At 72.0% G+C, this 17,984-nt stretch carries 20 protein-coding genes; 18 read left to right on the top strand and 2 right to left on the bottom strand.

All coding sequences use genetic code 11. The features are described from left to right. Positions 1-7: 7 nt before the first annotated feature. On the top strand, positions 8-1,531 hold the full coding sequence (hflX, locus tag MT346_RS05670; protein ID WP_243561857.1) for a GTPase HflX: 1,524 nt from the start codon (positions 8-10) through the stop codon (positions 1,529-1,531). A 61-nt stretch (positions 1,532-1,592) separates the two neighbouring features. Here hflX and lexA read toward each other — a convergent pair whose 3' ends face one another. Next, entirely contained in the window at positions 1,593-2,237 is a 645-nt protein-coding gene (gene lexA, locus MT346_RS05665; RefSeq protein ID WP_243561856.1) for a transcriptional repressor LexA, read from the bottom strand. A gap of 303 nt (positions 2,238-2,540) precedes the next feature. Here lexA and MT346_RS05660 point away from each other — a divergent pair, with 303 nt between their 5' ends. The 9 genes from MT346_RS05660 to scpB all read left to right on the top strand — a co-directional run bounded on the left by MT346_RS05660 (position 2,541) and on the right by scpB (position 9,647). Beyond that, the gene (locus tag MT346_RS05660) at positions 2,541-2,906 is read left to right on the top strand and encodes a LysM peptidoglycan-binding domain-containing protein (RefSeq protein WP_243561855.1); all 366 of its coding nucleotides are present in this window, start codon (positions 2,541-2,543) and stop codon (positions 2,904-2,906) included. 76 nt (positions 2,907-2,982) lie between these two features. After that, complete coding sequence (locus MT346_RS05655; RefSeq protein WP_243561854.1) at positions 2,983-4,104, top strand: histidinol-phosphate transaminase; 1,122 nt, start codon at positions 2,983-2,985, stop codon at positions 4,102-4,104. Then, on the top strand, positions 4,101-4,703 hold the full coding sequence (gene hisB, locus MT346_RS05650; RefSeq protein ID WP_243561853.1) for an imidazoleglycerol-phosphate dehydratase HisB: 603 nt from the start codon (positions 4,101-4,103) through the stop codon (positions 4,701-4,703). The genes MT346_RS05655 and hisB overlap by 4 nt, the downstream gene beginning before the upstream one ends. Further along, a complete protein-coding gene (gene hisH, locus MT346_RS05645) occupies positions 4,700-5,335 on the top strand; it encodes an imidazole glycerol phosphate synthase subunit HisH (RefSeq protein ID WP_243561852.1) in 636 nt (211 codons plus the stop codon). Before hisB ends, hisH begins: the two co-directional genes overlap by 4 nt. Positions 5,336-5,492: 157 nt before the next feature. After that, the gene (gene priA / locus MT346_RS05640; RefSeq protein ID WP_243561851.1) at positions 5,493-6,239 is read left to right on the top strand and encodes a bifunctional 1-(5-phosphoribosyl)-5-((5-phosphoribosylamino)methylideneamino)imidazole-4-carboxamide isomerase/phosphoribosylanthranilate isomerase PriA; all 747 of its coding nucleotides are present in this window, start codon (positions 5,493-5,495) and stop codon (positions 6,237-6,239) included. 17 nt (positions 6,240-6,256) lie between these two features. Next, a complete protein-coding gene (locus MT346_RS05635; protein ID WP_243561850.1) occupies positions 6,257-7,081 on the top strand; it encodes an SseB family protein in 825 nt (274 codons plus the stop codon). Between the two features lie 158 nt (positions 7,082-7,239). After that, a complete protein-coding gene (locus tag MT346_RS05630; protein WP_243561849.1) occupies positions 7,240-8,118 on the top strand; it encodes a ParA family protein in 879 nt (292 codons plus the stop codon). Continuing rightward, positions 8,102-8,950 (top strand): ScpA family protein, encoded by an 849-nt coding sequence (locus MT346_RS05625; RefSeq protein WP_243561848.1) that lies wholly within the window; start codon positions 8,102-8,104, stop codon positions 8,948-8,950. Before MT346_RS05630 ends, MT346_RS05625 begins: the two co-directional genes overlap by 17 nt. Beyond that, positions 8,940-9,647 (top strand): SMC-Scp complex subunit ScpB, encoded by a 708-nt coding sequence (gene scpB, locus MT346_RS05620; RefSeq protein ID WP_243561847.1) that lies wholly within the window; start codon positions 8,940-8,942, stop codon positions 9,645-9,647. The genes MT346_RS05625 and scpB overlap by 11 nt, the downstream gene beginning before the upstream one ends. A 55-nt stretch (positions 9,648-9,702) precedes the next feature. Here scpB and MT346_RS05615 read toward each other — a convergent pair whose 3' ends face one another. Further along, positions 9,703-10,296 (bottom strand): hypothetical protein, encoded by a 594-nt coding sequence (locus MT346_RS05615; protein WP_243561846.1) that lies wholly within the window; start codon positions 10,294-10,296, stop codon positions 9,703-9,705. Positions 10,297-11,004: 708 nt separating this feature from the next. Between MT346_RS05615 and MT346_RS05610 the strand changes: the two genes are divergently transcribed. The 8 genes from MT346_RS05610 to MT346_RS05575 all read left to right on the top strand — a co-directional run bounded on the left by MT346_RS05610 (position 11,005) and on the right by MT346_RS05575 (position 17,931). Further along, entirely contained in the window at positions 11,005-11,745 is a 741-nt protein-coding gene (locus tag MT346_RS05610) for a pseudouridine synthase (protein ID WP_243562118.1), read from the top strand. A 38-nt stretch (positions 11,746-11,783) separates the two neighbouring features. Next, positions 11,784-12,896, top strand: coding sequence for a prephenate dehydrogenase (locus MT346_RS05605; RefSeq protein WP_243561845.1), 1,113 nt, complete (start codon positions 11,784-11,786; stop codon positions 12,894-12,896). 170 nt (positions 12,897-13,066) lie between these two features. Next, positions 13,067-13,762, top strand: coding sequence for a (d)CMP kinase (gene cmk, locus MT346_RS05600; protein ID WP_243562117.1), 696 nt, complete (start codon positions 13,067-13,069; stop codon positions 13,760-13,762). Between the two features lie 35 nt (positions 13,763-13,797). Then, a complete protein-coding gene (gene der / locus MT346_RS05595) occupies positions 13,798-15,324 on the top strand; it encodes a ribosome biogenesis GTPase Der (RefSeq protein ID WP_243561844.1) in 1,527 nt (508 codons plus the stop codon). A gap of 104 nt (positions 15,325-15,428) precedes the next feature. Next, positions 15,429-15,980, top strand: a complete 552-nt coding sequence (locus tag MT346_RS05590) for a hypothetical protein (protein ID WP_243561843.1) — start codon at positions 15,429-15,431, stop codon at positions 15,978-15,980. Positions 15,981-16,144: 164 nt separating this feature from the next. Beyond that, a complete protein-coding gene (locus tag MT346_RS05585) occupies positions 16,145-16,660 on the top strand; it encodes a hypothetical protein (RefSeq protein WP_243561842.1) in 516 nt (171 codons plus the stop codon). Between the two features lie 10 nt (positions 16,661-16,670). Beyond that, on the top strand, positions 16,671-16,976 hold the full coding sequence (locus tag MT346_RS05580) for a hypothetical protein (protein WP_243561841.1): 306 nt from the start codon (positions 16,671-16,673) through the stop codon (positions 16,974-16,976). A gap of 79 nt (positions 16,977-17,055) precedes the next feature. Next, complete coding sequence (locus MT346_RS05575; RefSeq protein ID WP_243561840.1) at positions 17,056-17,931, top strand: oxidoreductase; 876 nt, start codon at positions 17,056-17,058, stop codon at positions 17,929-17,931. Positions 17,932-17,984: the final 53 nt, after the last annotated feature.

The following is a 17,984-nucleotide window of genomic DNA, read 5'->3' as shown; positions in this document are numbered from 1 at the left end:
GGACAGCATGACGGAACCCAACAACCCAGCTGAAGGCGACGGCGTCGTCGAGCGCGTGCTGCGCAACGCCGACTCGCGAGCCAGCTCGTCCATCTTCGCGCCGGCACAGGCGATCCAGACTCGCTCGGTCGACGAGCAGGGCTGGGCCGGTGACGGCGACCAGTACGACCGAGAGGACCGCGCGGCGCTGCGGCGGGTCGCCGGTCTCTCCACCGAACTCGAGGACGTCACCGAGGTCGAGTACCGGCAACTCCGGCTCGAACAGGTCGTCCTGATCGGCGTGTACGCCCAGGGCGACGCGGCCGATGCCGAGAACTCCCTGCGCGAGCTGTCCGCGCTGGCCGAGACCGCGGGTGCCGTGGTGCTCGACGGGCTGCTGCAGCGCCGGCCGCACCCCGATCCCTCGACCTACCTGGGCAAGGGCAAGGCCGAAGAGCTCGCGATGGTCGTCAAGGCCACCGGAGCCGACACCGTGATCGCCGACACCGAGCTCGCCCCGTCGCAGCGGCGCTCGCTCGAGGACGTCGTCAAGGTCAAGGTGATCGACCGCACGGCCGTGATCCTCGACATCTTCAGCCAGCACGCCACGTCGCGCGAGGGCAAGGCCCAGGTCGAACTCGCCCAGCTCGAGTACCTGCTGCCGCGCCTGCGTGGTTGGGGTGAGTCGATGTCCCGGCAGGCCGGTGGTCAGGTCTCCGGCGGTGCGGGCATGGGCTCGCGCGGTCCCGGTGAGACGAAGATCGAGCTCGACCGTCGTCGCATCCACACGCGCATGTCCAAGCTCCGTCGCCAGATCGCCGGGTTCCGCCCCGCGCGTGAGGCCAAGCGGGCCGACCGACACCGCAACGAGGTGCCGAGCGTCGCGATCGCCGGGTACACCAACGCGGGCAAGTCCTCGTTGCTGAACCGCCTGACCAGCGCGGGCGTCCTCGTGCAGAACCAGCTGTTCGCCACCCTCGACGCGACGGTCCGCCGGACCGAGAGCACCAAGGGCCGCGAGTTCACGTTCGTCGACACCGTCGGCTTCGTCCGGAACCTGCCGCACCAGCTGGTCGAGGCATTCCGCTCCACGCTCGAAGAGGTCGGCGAGTCCGACGTCATCGTGCACGTGGTCGACGGCTCACACCCCGACCCCGCGGCGCAGCTGGCGACCGTGCGCGAGGTGATCGGCGACGTCGGTGCCCGTGACATCCCGGAGATCGTCGCGTTCAACAAGGCCGACCTGATCGACGACGCGCAGCGCATGGTGCTCGTCGGCCTGGCTCCGGACGCCGTCTTCGTGTCGGCGCGCACGGGCGAGGGCATCGGCGACCTGCTCGCCGCGATCGAGGCGAAGCTGCCCGAACCGGACGTCGAGCTGACCGTCGTGGTGCCCTACGACCGCGGCGACCTGGTCTCGCACCTGCACGACACCGGCGCGGTCGAGTCCGTCGACTACGTCGAAGACGGCACCCGGATGCACGTCCGCGTGTTCCAGCGGCAGGTCGCCGAGCTCGACCCCTACGTGGTCGCGCCAGCCGTGTCCGCCTAGCGCCCAGCCACACGACGAAGGCCCCCTCGCAGCGCGCGAGGGGGCCTTCGTGATGTGCGGGTCAGAGCGAGCGGAGAACCGCGACGACCTTGCCGAGGACGGTTGCCGCGTCGCCGAGGATCGGCTCGAACGCGGTGTTGCGGGGGAGCAGCCAGGTGTGGCCGTCGCGCTGGCGGAAGACCTTGACGGTGGCTTCCTCGTCGAGCATCGCCGCGACGACGTCACCGTTCTCGGCCGTCTGCTGTGAACGGACGACGACCCAGTCGCCGTCGCAGATCGCGGCGTCGATCATCGACTCGCCGACGACCTTGAGCATGAAGAGGTCACCGGAGCCGACCAGCTGTCGGGGGAGCGGGATGAGCTCGTCGACGTGCTGCTCGGCCGTGATCGGCACACCGGCGGCGATCCGTCCGACGAGCGGCACGAGCGTCGTGGTGTCGACGTCCGGGCCGTCGATGTCGGCCGAGGGCTCGTCGACCAGGACCTCGAGCGCACGGGGCCGGTTCGGGTCGCGGCGGATCCATCCGCCGAGCTCGAGCTGGCCGAGCTGGTGGGACACGCTCGACAGCGACGACAGTCCGGCGGCATCGCCGATCTCGCGCATGCTCGGCGGGTAGCCCCGGCTCGCGATGGAGGCGCGGATCGCATCGAGGATCGCCTGCTGCTTCGCGGTGAGCGGTTTCTGGACCCGCAGTTCGTCCGCCACGTCGTCTCGCCTCCTGGTCGGGACGCAGCGCTGCGGGAATGTCGGTGGTCCCCGCCAGGCTTGTCCCAGTTGGTCGAAACAGTATCCGACTGCACTGTGCCGGACAAACACCTGTTCGAGCGTGTCGCACGAAAACTCCCCAGAAATGTCTCCCGGGGACTTGTGCGACCTGATGTTCGAACGTATGTTCGGTACAGCGGTTCGGAACGTGGTTTCGGCGCGGTGTTCACGCAGACGCAGTTCATGCAGACGCAGTGTCCATCTCGAAATGACGTCCACCTCGACACGGAAGGCACCAACGACATGAGCACCATCGCACTTGCATCCATGCAGGACGCTCCTCGCGTCGTCCGCACCCGCCTGCGCCTGACCCGGCGCGGCCGCATCGTCCTGACCACGCTCGCCGCGCTCCCGCTCCTGGTGGTCGTCGCGCTGTTCGCCCTGAACGGCGGTCAGGCCTCGGCCGGCAACACCGCCGGGCACAGCGACTTCCAGACGGTGACCATCCAGCCGGGCGAGACCCTCTGGCAGCTCGCCGAGCAGACCGCGCCCAACGCCGACCCGCGCGACTTCGTGCAGGACGTCATCAGTCTCAACGCCCTCGACGGCTCGGGGCTGCAGGCCGGCGAGCAGATCGCCATCCCGACGCAGTACACCGACGCCAGGTGACGGTGTGCCCGGGGCGCACCCGGGCACCGTCCGGACGGCCGGTCATCGCGCAGGGCAACCGCTCTACGATGGATCGGTGGCATTCACGCTCGAAGACCTCCCCATCCGAGACGACCTGCGCGGTCTGAGCCCCTACGGCGCCCCGCAAAAGCACGTCCGCGTGCAGCTCAACGTCAACGAGAACACGCATCCGGTGCCACAGGACGTCGCCGAGGACATCCTCGCGTCGATCCGCCAGGCGCTCGCGACGGTGAACCGCTACCCGGACCGCGAGTTCACCGAACTGCGTCAGGCGCTGGCGGGCTACCTCAGCCGTGACCTCGTGACTGGTCCGCTCGCGCCCCAGCAGATCTGGGCGGCCAACGGGTCCAACGAGGTCATCCAGCAGCTGTTGCAGGCGTTCGGTGGTCCCGGGCGCAGCGTCCTCGGCTTCCCGCCCACCTACTCGATGCACTCGATCATCGCGTCGGGCACCGGCACACGCTGGATCGCTGCCGAACGTGACGCCGACTTCCGGATCTCGCCGGAGACAGCCGCCGCGGCCGTTCGCCAGCACCAGCCCGACCTGGTGTTCCTGTGCGGGCCGAACAACCCGACGGGGACGCCCCTCGACCTCGCGACGATCCAGGCCGTGTACGACGCCACGGACGGCATCGTGATGGTGGACGAGGCCTACGCGGAGTTCATGCCCGTGGGGCAGCCCTCCGCGCTCACCCTGCTGCCCGGACGCGAGCGACTCGTCGTCTCGCGCACGATGAGCAAGGCGTTCGCCTTCGCCGGCGCGCGCGTCGGGTACCTGGCGGCGCACCCCGCCGTGGTCGACGCGATGCGCCTGGTCCGCCTGCCCTACCACCTGTCCGCCCTGACGCAGGCTGCCGCGGTCGCTGCCCTGCGCCACGCGCCGGCGATGCTCGCCATGGTGGACGACATCCGGACGCAGCGGGACCGCATGGTCACCGAGCTGTGGGCCATGGGCTACACCCCGCACGACACGTGGTCGAACTTCGTGCTGTTCGGCGGCGTGGCCGACCCGCACGCGGCGTTCGAGTCGCTGCTCGACCAGGACGTCATCGTCCGCGACCTCGGCATCCCGAACCACCTGCGCGTGAGTGCGGGCACCGAGGCCGAGACCACCGCGTTCCTCGACGCCATGCGCCGAGTCGCCGTGGAACAGCCGCCGGTTAGGGTTGCAGCATGACCGCGCGCACCGCCACGATCAGCCGCTCGACCAGCGAGTCGAGCGTCGAACTCGAGCTCGACCTCGACGGCACCGGCTCGTCCGACATCGACACGAGCGTGCCGTTCTTCGACCACATGCTCACGGCCTTCAGCAAGCACTCGCTGATCGACCTGCGGGTGAAGTCGACCGGGGACACCGACATCGACGTGCACCACACGGTCGAGGACACCGGCATCGTGCTCGGGCAGGCGCTGAAACAGGCGCTCGGTGACCGGTCCGGCATCGGCCGCTACGGTGACGCGCTCGTCCCGCTCGACGAAGCCCTGGCCCAGGCCGTCGTCGACGTGTCCGGTCGCCCGTACCTGGTGCACTCCGGCGAGCCGGCTGGGTTCGAGTTCCACCGCATCGGCGGCCACTTCACCGGCTCGATGGTGCGCCACGTGTTCGAGGCGATCACGGTCAACGCGGGCATCACGGTGCACGTCCGCGTGCTCGAGGGCCGCGACCCGCACCACATCGCCGAGGCCGAGTTCAAGGCGTTCGCCCGGGCGATGCGTCGCGCCGTCGAACTCGACCCGCGCGTCGACGGCATCCCGTCGACCAAGGGCGCCCTGTGAGCGGCACCCCGAAGGTCGTCGTCCTCGACTACGGCTCCGGCAACGTGCACTCCGCGGCCAAGGCGCTCGAGCGTGCGGGCGCCGAGGTCACACTGACGTCGGACAAGCGCGCGGCGCTCGAGGCCGACGGGCTGCTGGTCCCCGGCGTCGGGGCCTTCGCGGCCGTCGTCGACCAGCTCGAACAGGTGCGGGGTGGCGAGATCGTCGACCACCGTCTGGCAGGCGGGCGCCCGGTGCTCGGCATCTGCGTCGGCATGCAGGTGCTGTTCGCCCGCGGCGTCGAGCGGGGCGCGGACGTCGAGGGCCTGGGGCAGTGGCCCGGCACGGTCGAGCAGCTGCAGGCCGATGTGCTGCCCCACATGGGGTGGAACACGGTCGAGCCGCCCGCCGACACGGTGCTGTTCGACGGCCTGCAGGAAGAACGGTTCTACTTCGTGCACTCCTACGGGGTCACCGACTTCCCGCTCGAGGCCTACGGACCCTTCCGAGCGCCGCAGCTGACCTGGGCCGAACACGGGCAGCGGTTCGTGGCGGCGGTCGAGAACGGGCCGCTGACGGCGACGCAGTTCCACCCGGAGAAGTCCGGGGAGCCCGGCATCCAGCTGCTCCGCAACTGGGTCCGCTCCCTCTGACCCGCCGCGACCAGCACCGGACCCGACCGGCACCGGACCCGACCATCACCGGACCCGACCGGCACCGAACCCGACCAGCCACCGGGCGCACCCCGCGCGACCAAGCCGCGCCGGGCCTCCAGACCGACCCTGAACCAGCCACAGAACCGACAGGACCATGACCGACCTGACCTCGACCCCGCCCCTCGTCCTGCTGCCCGCGATCGACGTCGTCGACGGCCAGGCCGTGCGCCTGACCCAGGGCGAAGCCGGCAGTGAGACCGGCTACGGCGACCCGGTCGCCGCGGCCCGCGCCTGGCGCGACCAGGGCGCCGAGTGGATCCACCTGGTCGACCTCGACGCCGCGTTCGGCCGGGGCGACAACCGCCGGGTGATCGCGCACGCCATCCACGAGGTCGAGGGCGTACAGGTCGAGCTGTCGGGCGGCATCCGCGACGACGCTGCGCTCGAAGCCGCACTGGCGACGGGTGCTGCCCGTGTGAACCTCGGCACCGCGGCGCTCGAGGACCCCGAGTGGGCCGCCCGCGTGATCGGCGAGTACGGCGAGCAGATCGCGGTCGGGCTCGACGTACGTGGCACGACGCTCGCAGCCCGCGGCTGGACCGAGGACGGCGGCGACCTGTGGGAGGTGCTTGACCGGCTCGAAGCCGCGGGCTGCGCCCGGTACGTCGTCACGGACGTCACGAAGGACGGCACGCTGCAGGGCCCGAACGTCGAGCTGCTGCGCCAGGTGTGCGACCGGACGGACCAGCCCGTGGTGGCCTCCGGCGGCATCTCGACGCTCGACGACCTGGTGGCGCTCCGCGCACTCGTGCCGCACGGGCTCGAGGGCGCGATCATCGGCAAGGCCCTGTACTCGGGCGCCTTCACGCTGCCGGCCGCGCTCGACGTCGCGTCGGCCTAGGCATCGGCGTCGGCACGGTGGCAGGCATCTCGAACGGTCGTGGCGGCGGGCCCGACGCGCACGAGCACGAGCACGCGCACGACCCGGTCCACGGTGCGGACTCGGCGGGTTTCCCGTGGGCCGGACGGACCTTCGACAGCCACGACGACGCGTTCGCGGACGACGACGGTCTGGCGGACCCCGCGGTCCTGGCGGCCGTCGCCGCGCTGCCGTCCGGTGCCTCGCAGGGCGCCGTGCTCGCCGCGCTGACCAGCGCGCGACTGCTCGTCCCGCTCGTCGCCGAAGCCGGCGAGGTCGGCACGACCCCGGACGGCCGCCTGGTCGACAAGACCCAGGAGCTGTCGATCGTGACGGTCGCCGGACCGGACGGCCGCACCGTGATGCCGGCCTTCACCTCCGTCGAGGCGATGCACGCCTGGGACGCCGACGCGCGGCCGATCCCGGTCGAGTCCCGCCGCGTGGCCATGGCGGCCGCCAGCGAGGACACGCAGCTCGTCGTGCTCGACCCCACCTCGCCGAGCGAGTTCGTCCTGCGTCGGCCCGCGGTGTGGGCGCTCGGGCAGGACCTGCCGTGGACGCCGTGCTTCGAGGACCCCGAGGTCGCGCAGGCCTTCGCCGACTCCGTCGCCGGCGAGTCCGACGTAGCGCGCGTCGAGTTGGCACCGGGGGACCCGCTCGGACGCTTCGCGGGCCCGGAACTGACGGTCGGTCTGGTCCTGCACCCGGGCCTCGACCGCGAGCAGGTCGCCGCCCTGGTCGGCCGGCTGCAGCAGCGCTGGACGGCCGACGCCGTCATCGCCGAGCGGGTGGACAGCATGCGGGTCGCACTGCGCGCCGTCTGACGGGTCCACGGTCCAGTCGGTCTCGTCGGTCTCGTCGGCCTGGAGGCCCGGCGCGGCTCCGTCCCGCCGGTCGCGCCCTCGGGTCCCACCGAGCGCGGGCCCCGTCCGCTCCGGCGGTGCGCCCCGGACCGTCCCCGGTGCGCCGGTACGATGACGGGGTGAGCACGAACCCGACGACCCAGCACGGCACCGGCGAGACCACGTACGGTCCGACCGGCCGGCCCGTCCGCGAGTTCCCCGTGCCCGAAGAGCTCGACGGGCACGGTCCCGCCCGGATCATCGCGCTGTGCAACCAGAAGGGCGGGGTCGGCAAGACGACCACCGCGATCAACCTCGGTGCTGCGCTGGCCGAGTACGGCCGCAAGGTCCTGGCCGTCGACTTCGACCCGCAGGGCGCACTGTCCGCGGGCCTCGGTGTCCGCACGCACGACATCCACACCGTCTACGACCTGCTCATGGGCGCCGTGAAGGACCCGAACCAGGTCATCCAGCCGACGAACACCCCCGGGCTCGACGTCATCCCCGCCAACATCGACCTGTCCGCCGCCGAGGTCCACCTGGTGAACGAGGTCGCGCGCGAGCAGATCCTGGCGAGCGTGCTGCGCAAGGTCGCCGGCGACTACGACGTGATCCTGGTCGACTGCCAGCCCTCGCTCGGCCTGCTCACCGTCAACGCGCTGACCGCCGCGCACGGGGTCCTCATCCCGCTCGAGTGCGAGTTCTTCGCGCTGCGCGGTGTCGCGTTGCTCATCGAGACGATCGACAAGGTGCGCGATCGGCTCAACCCCGCGCTGACGCTCGACGGCATCCTGGCGACGATGTACGACTCGCGCACGCTGCACTCGCGCGAGGTCATGGAGCGCGTCGTGGACACCTTCGACGAGCGCGTGCTCGACACCGTGATCGGCCGTACGGTCAAGTTCCCGGACGCCACGGTCTCCGCGCGCCCGATCACGCAGACCGCGCCCGAGCACACCGCGGCCAAGTCCTACCGGCAGCTCGCACGAGAGCTCGTCCAGCGTGGCGCCGTCGCCTGACCCCGTCGCCGACACACCGGCCGTCCCCGAGGCCCTGCCGGGCTTCCGGGTCCGCCTGACGAACTTCGACGGGCCGTTCGACCTGCTGCTGTCGCTCATCACGAAGCACGAGCTCGACATCACCGAGGTGGCGCTCGGCGTCGTCACGGGGGAGTTCATCGCGCACGTGCGCCAGGCCGAGTCCGCCGAAGAACTCGACGAGGCGAGTGAGTTCCTGGTCGTCGCGGCGACCCTGCTCGACCTGAAGATCGCCGGGCTGCTGCCGCAGGGCGAGCTCGTCGATGCCGAGGACGTCGCGCTGCTCGAAGCCCGCGACCTGCTGTTCGCCCGCCTGCTGCAGTACCGGGCGTTCAAGCAGGCCGCGGACTGGTTCGGCGAGCGGTGGACCACCGAGTCCCGCCGGCACGTCCGGAGCGTCCGGCTCGAGGAACGCTTCCGTGCCCGGACGCCCGAGCTGGTGTGGACCCTGTCGGTGCAGGACTTCGCGGCGCTCGCTGCCCTGGCTTTCGCGCCACGGGAGATCCCGACCGTGGGACTCGACCACCTGCACGCCCCGCTGGTCAGCATCCGCGAACAGGCCGCGGTGGTCGTGTCGATCCTGCGCACGCGTGCCGAGTCGGGCGATCCGGACGTGGCGTTCCGCGAGGTCATCGCCGGGGTCGACATCACGGGTATCGTGGTGGCTCGTTTCCTCGCCGTCCTCGAGCTCTACCGGAACGCCTCGATCTCCTTCGAGCAGGAAGAACCACTCGGGGAACTGACCCTGCGCTGGACCGCCGAGCACTGGACCGACGAGAGCCTCGCCAACCTTGGAGCCGACTATGACGGATGACGTCCACGACGTCTCCAGCGCCGAACCCGGTGGCGCCGACGAGGTCGCCGACGCGCGCGCCATCGAGGAGTCGATCCGGTCGCACGCGGCGGACAGCCACGCCGACACGGCGCAGGTGGCCTCCGGTCACGCGGTCGACCGGCAGCTCGAGGCCATCCTGATGATCGCCGACGAGCCCCAGTCGCTCGTGTCGCTCGGCACGGCTGTCGGTGTCCCCGTGCCGGTCGTCCGCCAGGCGATCGAGCGCCTGGTCGCCGACTTCGACGGTGTCGACGGCACCGTCCGCCGCGGGTTCGAACTGCGCGAGGTCGGCGGAGGCTGGCGCTTCTACGTGCGCCAGGACCTCGACGCCGTCGTCGAGCAGTTCGTCGAGGCCGAGCGACCCTCGCGGCTGTCCCAGGCGGCGCTCGAGACCCTGGCCGTCGTGGCCTACAAGCAGCCGATCACCCGGTCGCAGATCGCCTCGATCCGGGCCGTCAACGTCGACGGCGTCGTCCGCACCCTCGTCGCGCGCGGGCTCATCGAGGAGTCGTTCACCGACGCCGAGACCGGCGCGATCAACTACGTCACATCCGACCTGCTGTTGCAGCAGCTCGGCATCAACTCGCTCGACGAACTGCCGCTGATCTCTCCCCTGTTGGAGGACGGCGTCGACGGTTTCGAGCAGAACGAAGGGATCCCCGATGGCCGCGTATGAGGACAGACGACACGGCGGCGCCGGTGGGCGGGACGGCGCCTCCGGCGGCGGACGGTCAGGAGGCCCGGGTCGTCCGGGTGGGTCGGACCGCGGTGGGTACGGGCGTCGCGACGACGACCGTGGTCGCCCCGGCGGGTCGGACCGCGGTGGCGAGCGTGGCGGGTACGGCGGACGATCGTCCGGCGGCTCGCGGGACGACCGTGGGTACGGTCGACCGACCGGCGGTGCGCCGCGTGACGACCGCGGGTACGGCGGACGCTCGTCGGGTGCCCCGCGCGACGACCGTGGCGGGTTCCGCCGCGACGACCGGGGTGCCGACCGCGGCGCTCCGCGTCGCGACGACCGCGGCGGGTACGGACGTCGCGACGACGACCGCGCTCCGCGTCGTGACGACGACCGCGCTCCGCGCCGTGACGACCGTGGCGCTCCGCGCCGTGACGACCGTGGCGCCGAGCGCGGTGCTCCGCGTCGGGACGACCGCAGCTTCGACCGTGGCGCTCCGCGTCGGGACGACCGCGGCTTCGACCGTGGCCCGCGTCGCGACGACCGCGGTGCCGACCGGGGTGCTCCGCGTCGCGACGACGGTGGCTTCGTGCGCCGCGACGACCGGGGTGCTCCCCGACATGACGACCGCGGGTTCGTCCGGCACGAGGGCGACCGTCGCGACGATCGTGGTGCTCCGCGTCGCGACGACCGCGGGTACGGCCGTCGCGAGGACGACCGAGCCCCGCGCCGTGACGACCGCGGTGCTCCGCGACGTGACGACCGTGGGTACGGCACCGGAGCCTCCCGTCCGGCTCCGCGTGACGACCGACGTGACGACCGCGGGTACGGTCGCCGTGACGACGACCGTGGTGGCGCCCGTCGTGACGACCGCGGGTACGGCACCGGGGCCTCCCGTCCGGCTGCGCGTGACGACCGACGCGACGACCGCGGGTACGGCCGCCGTGACGACGACCGCAGCGGCGACCGCCGTGACGACCGCAGCGGCGACCGTCGTCCCGCACCGACCGGCGACCGCCGCGTCGACCGGCCCCGCTGGAGCAACGCCGACCGTGACCAGCGCGACCGCCGCGACGACCGTCGCGACCCGCGCCGTGACGACCGTCGTGGTCAGGGCTCGGACGCCCCGGCCAGCCGTGTCTGGCACAACGGCCGCCGGTACGTCGGTGGCACCGCGACGGTCCGCAACCGCGACCGTGGCACCACGCCGCGCCCCGAGGGCCAGCGCGACGCCGAGGGCACGCCGCTCGAGGGCACGCCGGAACGCCCGATCATCCCCGACTGGGACGCTGCCGAGGGCGCTGCCGCGACGCCGGCCGACCTGCAGCCCGAGGGCGAGCGCCTGCAGAAGGTGATGGCCGCCGCCGGTGTGGCGTCGCGTCGGGTGGCCGAGAACCTGATCGCCGAGGGCCGTGTGACGGTCAACGGCGAGGTGGTCGAGGCCCTCGGGCGTCGTGTCGACCCCGCCGAGGACCAGATCTCCGTCGACGGCGTGCCGATCCAGGTCGACACCTCGCGCCGGTACGTGCTGCTGAACAAGCCGACGGGCGTCGTGTCGAGCATGCTCGACGAGCGTGGCCGTGCGGACCTGTCGCAGTTCGTCGACAAGTTCGAGGAGCGCCTGTTCAACGTCGGCCGCCTGGACGCCGAGACGTCCGGGCTGCTGCTGCTGACGAACGACGGCGGGCTGGCCCACGTGCTCGCGCACCCGTCGTTCGGCGTCACCAAGACCTACATCGCCAAGGTCGCGGGCAACGTGAACCCGGCGACGGTGCAGACGCTGCTCGACGGCATCGAGCTCGAGGACGGGCCGATCGCCGCCGACAAGGTGCGTCTGCTGGAGTCCTCGCGCGGGGAGTCGCTCGTCGAGCTGACCCTGCACTCGGGGCGCAACCGCATCGTGCGCCGCATGCTCGACGCGGTCGGGCACCCCGTCAACGAGCTGGTCCGTCGGTCGTTCGGGCCGCTGCACCTCGGCAGCCTGCCGAGCGGCCGCACGCGCGAGCTGACGAGCGTCGAACTCGGGCAGCTGCTCGGGATCGCGCGCGGCGCAGGCAAGCCGGTCGGCGACCCCAACGTCGAGACGAGCGACTGATCCCCAGGCGCACGGTCGCGGATCGGTAGGCTGAGCGGGTGACCGACCAGCCCCAGCCCGATCCCGACCGGCGCGTCCGCGGACCGGTCCGCATCGTCGGCGCCGGGCTGCTCGGCGCCTCGATCGGCCTGGGCCTGCGGCAACGCGGCGTCGAGGTCATCCTGGACGACGTGTCCCCGGCGACGCTCGCCCTGGCGGTCGACTACGGCGCAGGGCGACGACCTGCCGCAGGGGACACGCCCGAACTCATCGTCGTGGCGGTCCCGCCGGACGTCACCGCGCGGGTCGTCGAGCGCGAGCTCGCCGACCACCCGGACGCGATCGTCACCGACGTCGCGAGCGTCAAGTCCGCGCCGCTCGAAGCGCTGCGGGCAGCCGGCGCCGACGTGTCGCGGTACATCGGCTCGCACCCGATGGCCGGCCGCGAACGCAGCGGCCCGACCGCGGCGCGTGCCGACCTGTTCATCGGCCGCCCGTGGGTGATCGCCGGGCACGACGGGATCGTGTTCCGACGTGCCGCCGTGGTCGAGGACCTGGCGCTCGACCTCGGCGCCACGGTCATCCCGATGGAGCCCGAGCCGCACGACCGCGCCGTCGCCGTGATGTCCCACGTGCCGCAGCTGGTGTCGACGCTCATGGCCTCACGGTTGCAGGACGCCCCGGAAGCCGCGCTCGAGCTCGCCGGCGGTGGCGTCCGCGACGTCACGCGCGTGGCCGCGAGCGACCCCGGCCTGTGGGTGCAGATCATCGGTGCGAACGCGGCCCACATCCGGCCGGTGCTCGCCGACCTGCGGGACGAACTCACCCGGGTGATCGACGCCCTGGCTGATCCCGACGCAGCCGGCGCTCCGCGCACCATCGCCGAGACGATGGCGTCGGGCAACCGCGGGGTCGAGCGGCTGCCGGGCAAGCACGGCACCACCAAGCGCTTCGCCCAGGTGGTCGTCCTGGTGGACGACCGTCCCGGGCAGATCGCCGCACTCCTCGCCACGATCGGCGAGATCGGCATCAACCTCGAGGACCTGCGCCTCGAGCACTCACCCGGCGGACCGATCGGCATCGTCGAGGTGTCGGTCGTCCCCGAGCAGGAACAGCGACTCGTCGACGAGCTCGAGGGTCGCGGATGGAGGATCGCAGCAGCATGGGCGTGAACGAGGACCAGCAGACGCACGGCACCGCCACCGACAGCGGTGTGACCGGGGGACCGGACGGCCCCGACACAGGACTCCCCACCCCGGCCGGCCAGCCCGGCCCCGCCGAGGGCCTGACCGGGGGCGCCGACGGGCAGGGCGGCGGCGAACCCGGGATGACCCGCGACCCGATGCCCGCGGGCCTGACCGACGGCGCGTACGTCGCCAAGTTCGTCATCGCGGTCGACGGCCCGGCGGGCAGCGGCAAGTCCAGCGTCTCGCGGGCGGCCGCTCGCGCGCTCGGGTTCGGGTACCAGGACACCGGTGCCGCGTACCGAGCACTGGCGTGGCACGCGCTGCAGCAGCAGGTCGACCTCGACGACGCCGCGGCGGTCCTGGCGAGCTGGGACACCTTCGACTACGAGATCGGCACCGTCCCCGACGAGTACTTCGTCCGGGTCAACGGCACCGACGTCACAGAGGCCATCCGCACGCCCGACGTCACGGCCGCGGTGGCCCACATCGCCAAGCTCCCCGAGGTCCGGGCGCGCCTGGTGCAGCTGTTCCGGAACGTCATGCGCAAGACCGACGCGCAGGGCATCGTCACCGAGGGACGCGACATCACGACCGTCGTCGCCCCCGATGCCGAGGTCCGGATCCTGCTGACGGCCGACGAACAGGTTAGGATGGCACGGCGCTCGGCAGAGGTCACGACCCAGTCGGCCGCCGAGACCTCGGCAGCACTCGCCCGACGAGACGCCGCCGACGCGAAGGTCGTCGACTTCATGAACGCCGCGGACGGCGTCACGACGCTCGACTCCACCGACCTCGACTTCGACCAGACCGTACAAGCGGTCGTCGACCTGGCCCGCACGGCCGGACACTGACACGCGGCCAGGCGGCCGCCGGCAAGGAACCCACCATGGCGCAACTGGACAACGGACCAGAGCACGACGACTTCCCGGAGTACGACGACTCCCTGGGAGAACGCATCGCGAGCCTCGACGAGACCGAGGCCGAGCAGCGGGCGACCGCGCTGCGCGCCGGGCTCGAGGAGTACGAGCTCGACGACGAGGACGTCGCACTGCTGCAAGCGGGCACCCTGGGCGAGGACGGCGTCCTCATCCTGCCCGCACTGCCCGTCCTGGCGATCGTCGGACGCCCGAACGTCGGCAAGTCGGCGCTCGTGAACCGCATCCTCGGTCGCCGTGAAGCCGTCGTGCAGGACGTCCCCGGCGTCACGCGTGACCGTGTCAGCTACAAGGCCGAGTGGAACGACAAGCGGTTCACCCTGGTCGACACCGGCGGGTGGGAGCCCGACGCCAAGGGCATCAACGCCTCCGTGGCACTGCAGGCCGAGGTCGCGATCGACCTGGCCGACGCCGTGCTGTTCGTCGTGGACGTCACGGTCGGCATCACCGCGACCGACGAGCACGTCGTCAAGATGCTGCGCGGCACCGACAAGCCGGTCATCGTCGTCGCGAACAAGTCCGACGACGAGCGCCGCGACCTCGACGCGTACGAGCTCTGGAACCTGGGCCTCGGCGAGCCGCACCCGGTCTCCGCGCTGCACGGCCGTGGTGTCGCCGACCTGCTCGACCTGATCATCAGCACGCTGCCCGACGTCTCCGCCGTCGCCAAGCAGGAGATCGGCGGCCCCCGCCGTGTCGCGATCCTGGGTCGTCCGAACGTCGGCAAGAGCTCGCTGCTCAACAAGGCCGCCGGTGAAGAGCGCGTCGTCGTGAACGAGCTCGCCGGCACCACCCGCGACCCGGTCGACGAGCAGGTCGAGCTGGGCGGCCGTGTCTGGCGCTTCGTCGACACCGCCGGCATCCGCAAGCGCGTGCACCTGCAGCAGGGCGCCGACTTCTACGCGTCGCTCCGCACCACCGCCGCGCTCGAGAAGGCCGAGGTCGCCGTCGTCGTCCTCGACGTCACCGAACCGGTGTCCGTGCAGGACCTCCGCATCATCGACCTGGTGCTCGAGTCGGGCCGTGCGCTCGTGCTGGCCTACAACAAGTGGGACCTGTTGGACGACGAACGCCGCCGCTACCTCGAGCGCGAGATCGAGCAGGACCTGGCGCACGTCGCCTGGGCCCCGCGCGTGAACATCTCGGCCCGCACCGGTCGGCACCTCGAGAAGCTCGTGCCGGCCCTCGAGACCGCGCTCGAGTCGTGGGACACCCGCATCCCGACCGGCAAGGTCAACGCCTTCATCGCCGAGCTCGTGCAGGAGCACCCGCACCCGGTCCGTGGTGGTCGTCAGCCGCGCATCCTGTTCGGCACCCAGGCAGCCAGCCAGCCGCCGACGTTCGTGCTCTTCACGACCCAGTTCCTCGACCCGCAGTACCGCCGCTTCATCACGCGGCGCCTGCGCGAGGTCTGGGGCTTCTCCGGCACCCCGATCACCGTGAACATGCGGGTGCGCGAGCGCCGGAAGCGCACCTGATCCCACCCAGCACCACACGACGGCCGTTCGGGCACCTCCCCGGCGGCCGTCGTCGTCCCCGGGGGTCGTCCCCGGGGGTCACCGGTCCGGCGTACGCTCCGTGCATGTCACCAGCGCCGGGGCCGATGCGCACGACGTGGATCGCCACGGGCGTGAGCGTCGTCGCCGGCGTCGTCGCGGTCTCGGTGCTGCTGTCGGTCCCGGTGCCCACCGGTCGCACCACTCCGGAGCCGCTCGTCCGTGCGACACCGTCCGCCACCAGCACGCCGCTCGTCGACCAGCCCTGGTACCGCACGAGCCTGCCGGTCGACGGCGACCTGGTGTCGATCGGCGCCCACACCGTCGGGCACGTCACGGTGACCCGGACCGGCGAGCAGGCGATCCGCGTCACGATCACCGGGTTCGACACCGACCTGGCCGAGGCGGACATGCGCGTGCAGCTCACCGGGGGCGACGTCGTGCCGGCGGGGCGGCGAGCGGAGTGGATCCCACTCGGCGACCCGGTCGAGGTCGGGGTGATCTCGCACGATGCGACGGGCGCCGTCATCGACGTGCGGGTTCCGCAGATCCTGCCGCCCGCGGTGCACTCGCTGCTGGTCCTCGACTGGAACACCGCCACGATCATGGGCGGCGCGGAACTGCTGCCCGCCCGCTGACGCGGTCGCGGCAGGCGCCGGACGCGCCCGTGCCGCTGTGGACGCGTGACGCGGTGGACGCGGTGCGTGCCGACGCGGGGTGCGGGGCGGACGCTGGACGGGCCTCCCGTCCGGACCGGAGGCGCGTGGTCCGCGACGTGCGCCGGATGCGGCACCATGGTCTGGTGACGTTCCCCGCCTTCGCCGACCGGCTCTGGTGCCGCCTGCGACTCGACCGCCTGGCCGGCGGCCGGCAGGCCGACTACGTCATCCGGCGGGACATGCTCGACCACCCCGACACCGTGCGGTCGTTCCGCTGGATCCGCTGGCTGCTCGTCGCCGAGACCGTCGTCGGACTGGCCGCGATCGTCGTCGCGATCGTCCTGACCCGCGACGGCCAGACCATCCCGTGGGCGGTGTGGTTCCGTGCCACCGTCGTGCTGCTCATCACCCTGACGCTCTACGTCTTCGCGTGGCGCGCGCAGCTGGGCTACTACTGGGCGTACCAGCGCCTGCGGCTGTTCAGCCGGATCTTCCCGATCGTGACGCTCATCGTCGCCGCGATCCCCGGGCTGTACCCGTTCTGGATGGTCATCGAGCAGATCGTGTTCTCGGTGCTCATGGTCGGCATCGGCGACGTCCTGACCTCGGACCACATGCGCACGACGTTCCCCAAGCCCGCACGCCGGAGCGCTCCGTAGGATCGGCGGCATGACGACGTCGCTGCTGGACCCCGACGACCTGCCCCGGTCCGCGGGGGAGCTGTACGAGCGTGTCCGAGCCGGTGGTGCCCTGCCTGCGGTGACGCCCGAGGCGGTCCGTGCGCTGGCCACGTCCGGCGGTGGCGCGGTCGACCCGGACGTGTTCGACCCGGCCGAACTGCTGGCGTACGTGCTCGCCGTCGTCGGCGCCGAGGCCGCGTTGCCCGATGCCGCGTTCACCGAGCGGGTGCCCGAGGCCGAGCGACGGCTGCGGGTCGAGGAAGCCGTGCGACGCGTGGTCGGCTACCGCTCCTGACACACCGCATCCTGGGTCGGCCGGACCCAGGAACGGCCTGCCCTGGCACGCTCGGCTGCCGGGGAGCATCGTGGGACCCATGACGAACACGACGCTCCCCGGCGGCACCTTCCGCCTGGCAGACGACCTCGAACTCACCCGCGTCGGCTACGGCGCGATGCAACTCGCCGGCCCCGGGGTCTTCGGCCCGCCCACCGACCGCGACGAGGCGATCCGCGTCCTGCGCACGGTCGTCGAGCTCGGCATCACCCACATCGACACGTCCGACTTCTACGGCCCGCACGTCACGAACGAGATCATCCGCGAGGCCCTGCACCCCTACCCCGCCGATCTGCGCATCGTGACGAAGGTCGGTGCCCGCCGCGACGAGCAGGGCGGGTGGCCGCACGCACGTGAGCCGCACGAGCTGGTCCAGCAGGTGCACGACAACCTCGAACGGCTCGGCGTCGACCGGCTCGACGTCGTCAACCTGCGCATGGGCGGCTTCGACGCGCCGGAGCCCGGGTCGATCGCGCCGCAGTTCACGGCGCTCGCCGAACTGCAGCAGCAGGGGCTCATCAACCACCTGGGCCTGTCGACGGTGTCCGCCGAGCAGCTCGCCGAGGCGCAGACCATCGCGCCGGTGGTGTGCGTGCAGAACATGTACAACGTCGCACGCCGCGAGGACGACGCGCTCGTCGACCTGACCGCCGCGCAGGGCATCGCCTACGTGCCGTACTTCCCGCTCGGCGGGTTCTCGCCGCTGCAGTCCGGCGCGCTCGACGCCGTCGCTGCGCGGCTGGGTGTCTCGCGCCTGACCGTTGCGCTGTCGTGGCTGCTGCAGCGCTCGCCGAACATGCTGCTGATCCCGGGGACGTCGTCGGTCGCCCACCTGCGCGACAACGTCGCGTCGGCCGGGTACGTGCTGCCCGAGGATGCGGTGGCGGAGCTGGACGCGATCGGGGCCGCCGCGTAGACCCGGACCGGGTGACGGACGGGAGGCCCGTGGCGGTGTCGCCGCGGGCCCCG

It is taken from the genome of Curtobacterium sp. VKM Ac-2922, from assembly GCF_022815645.1.
Taxonomy (GTDB): Bacteria; Actinomycetota; Actinomycetes; order Actinomycetales; family Microbacteriaceae; genus Curtobacterium.
The sequence above is the reverse complement of the archived record's forward strand: the minus strand, read 5'-3'. Positions and strand labels throughout refer to the sequence as shown.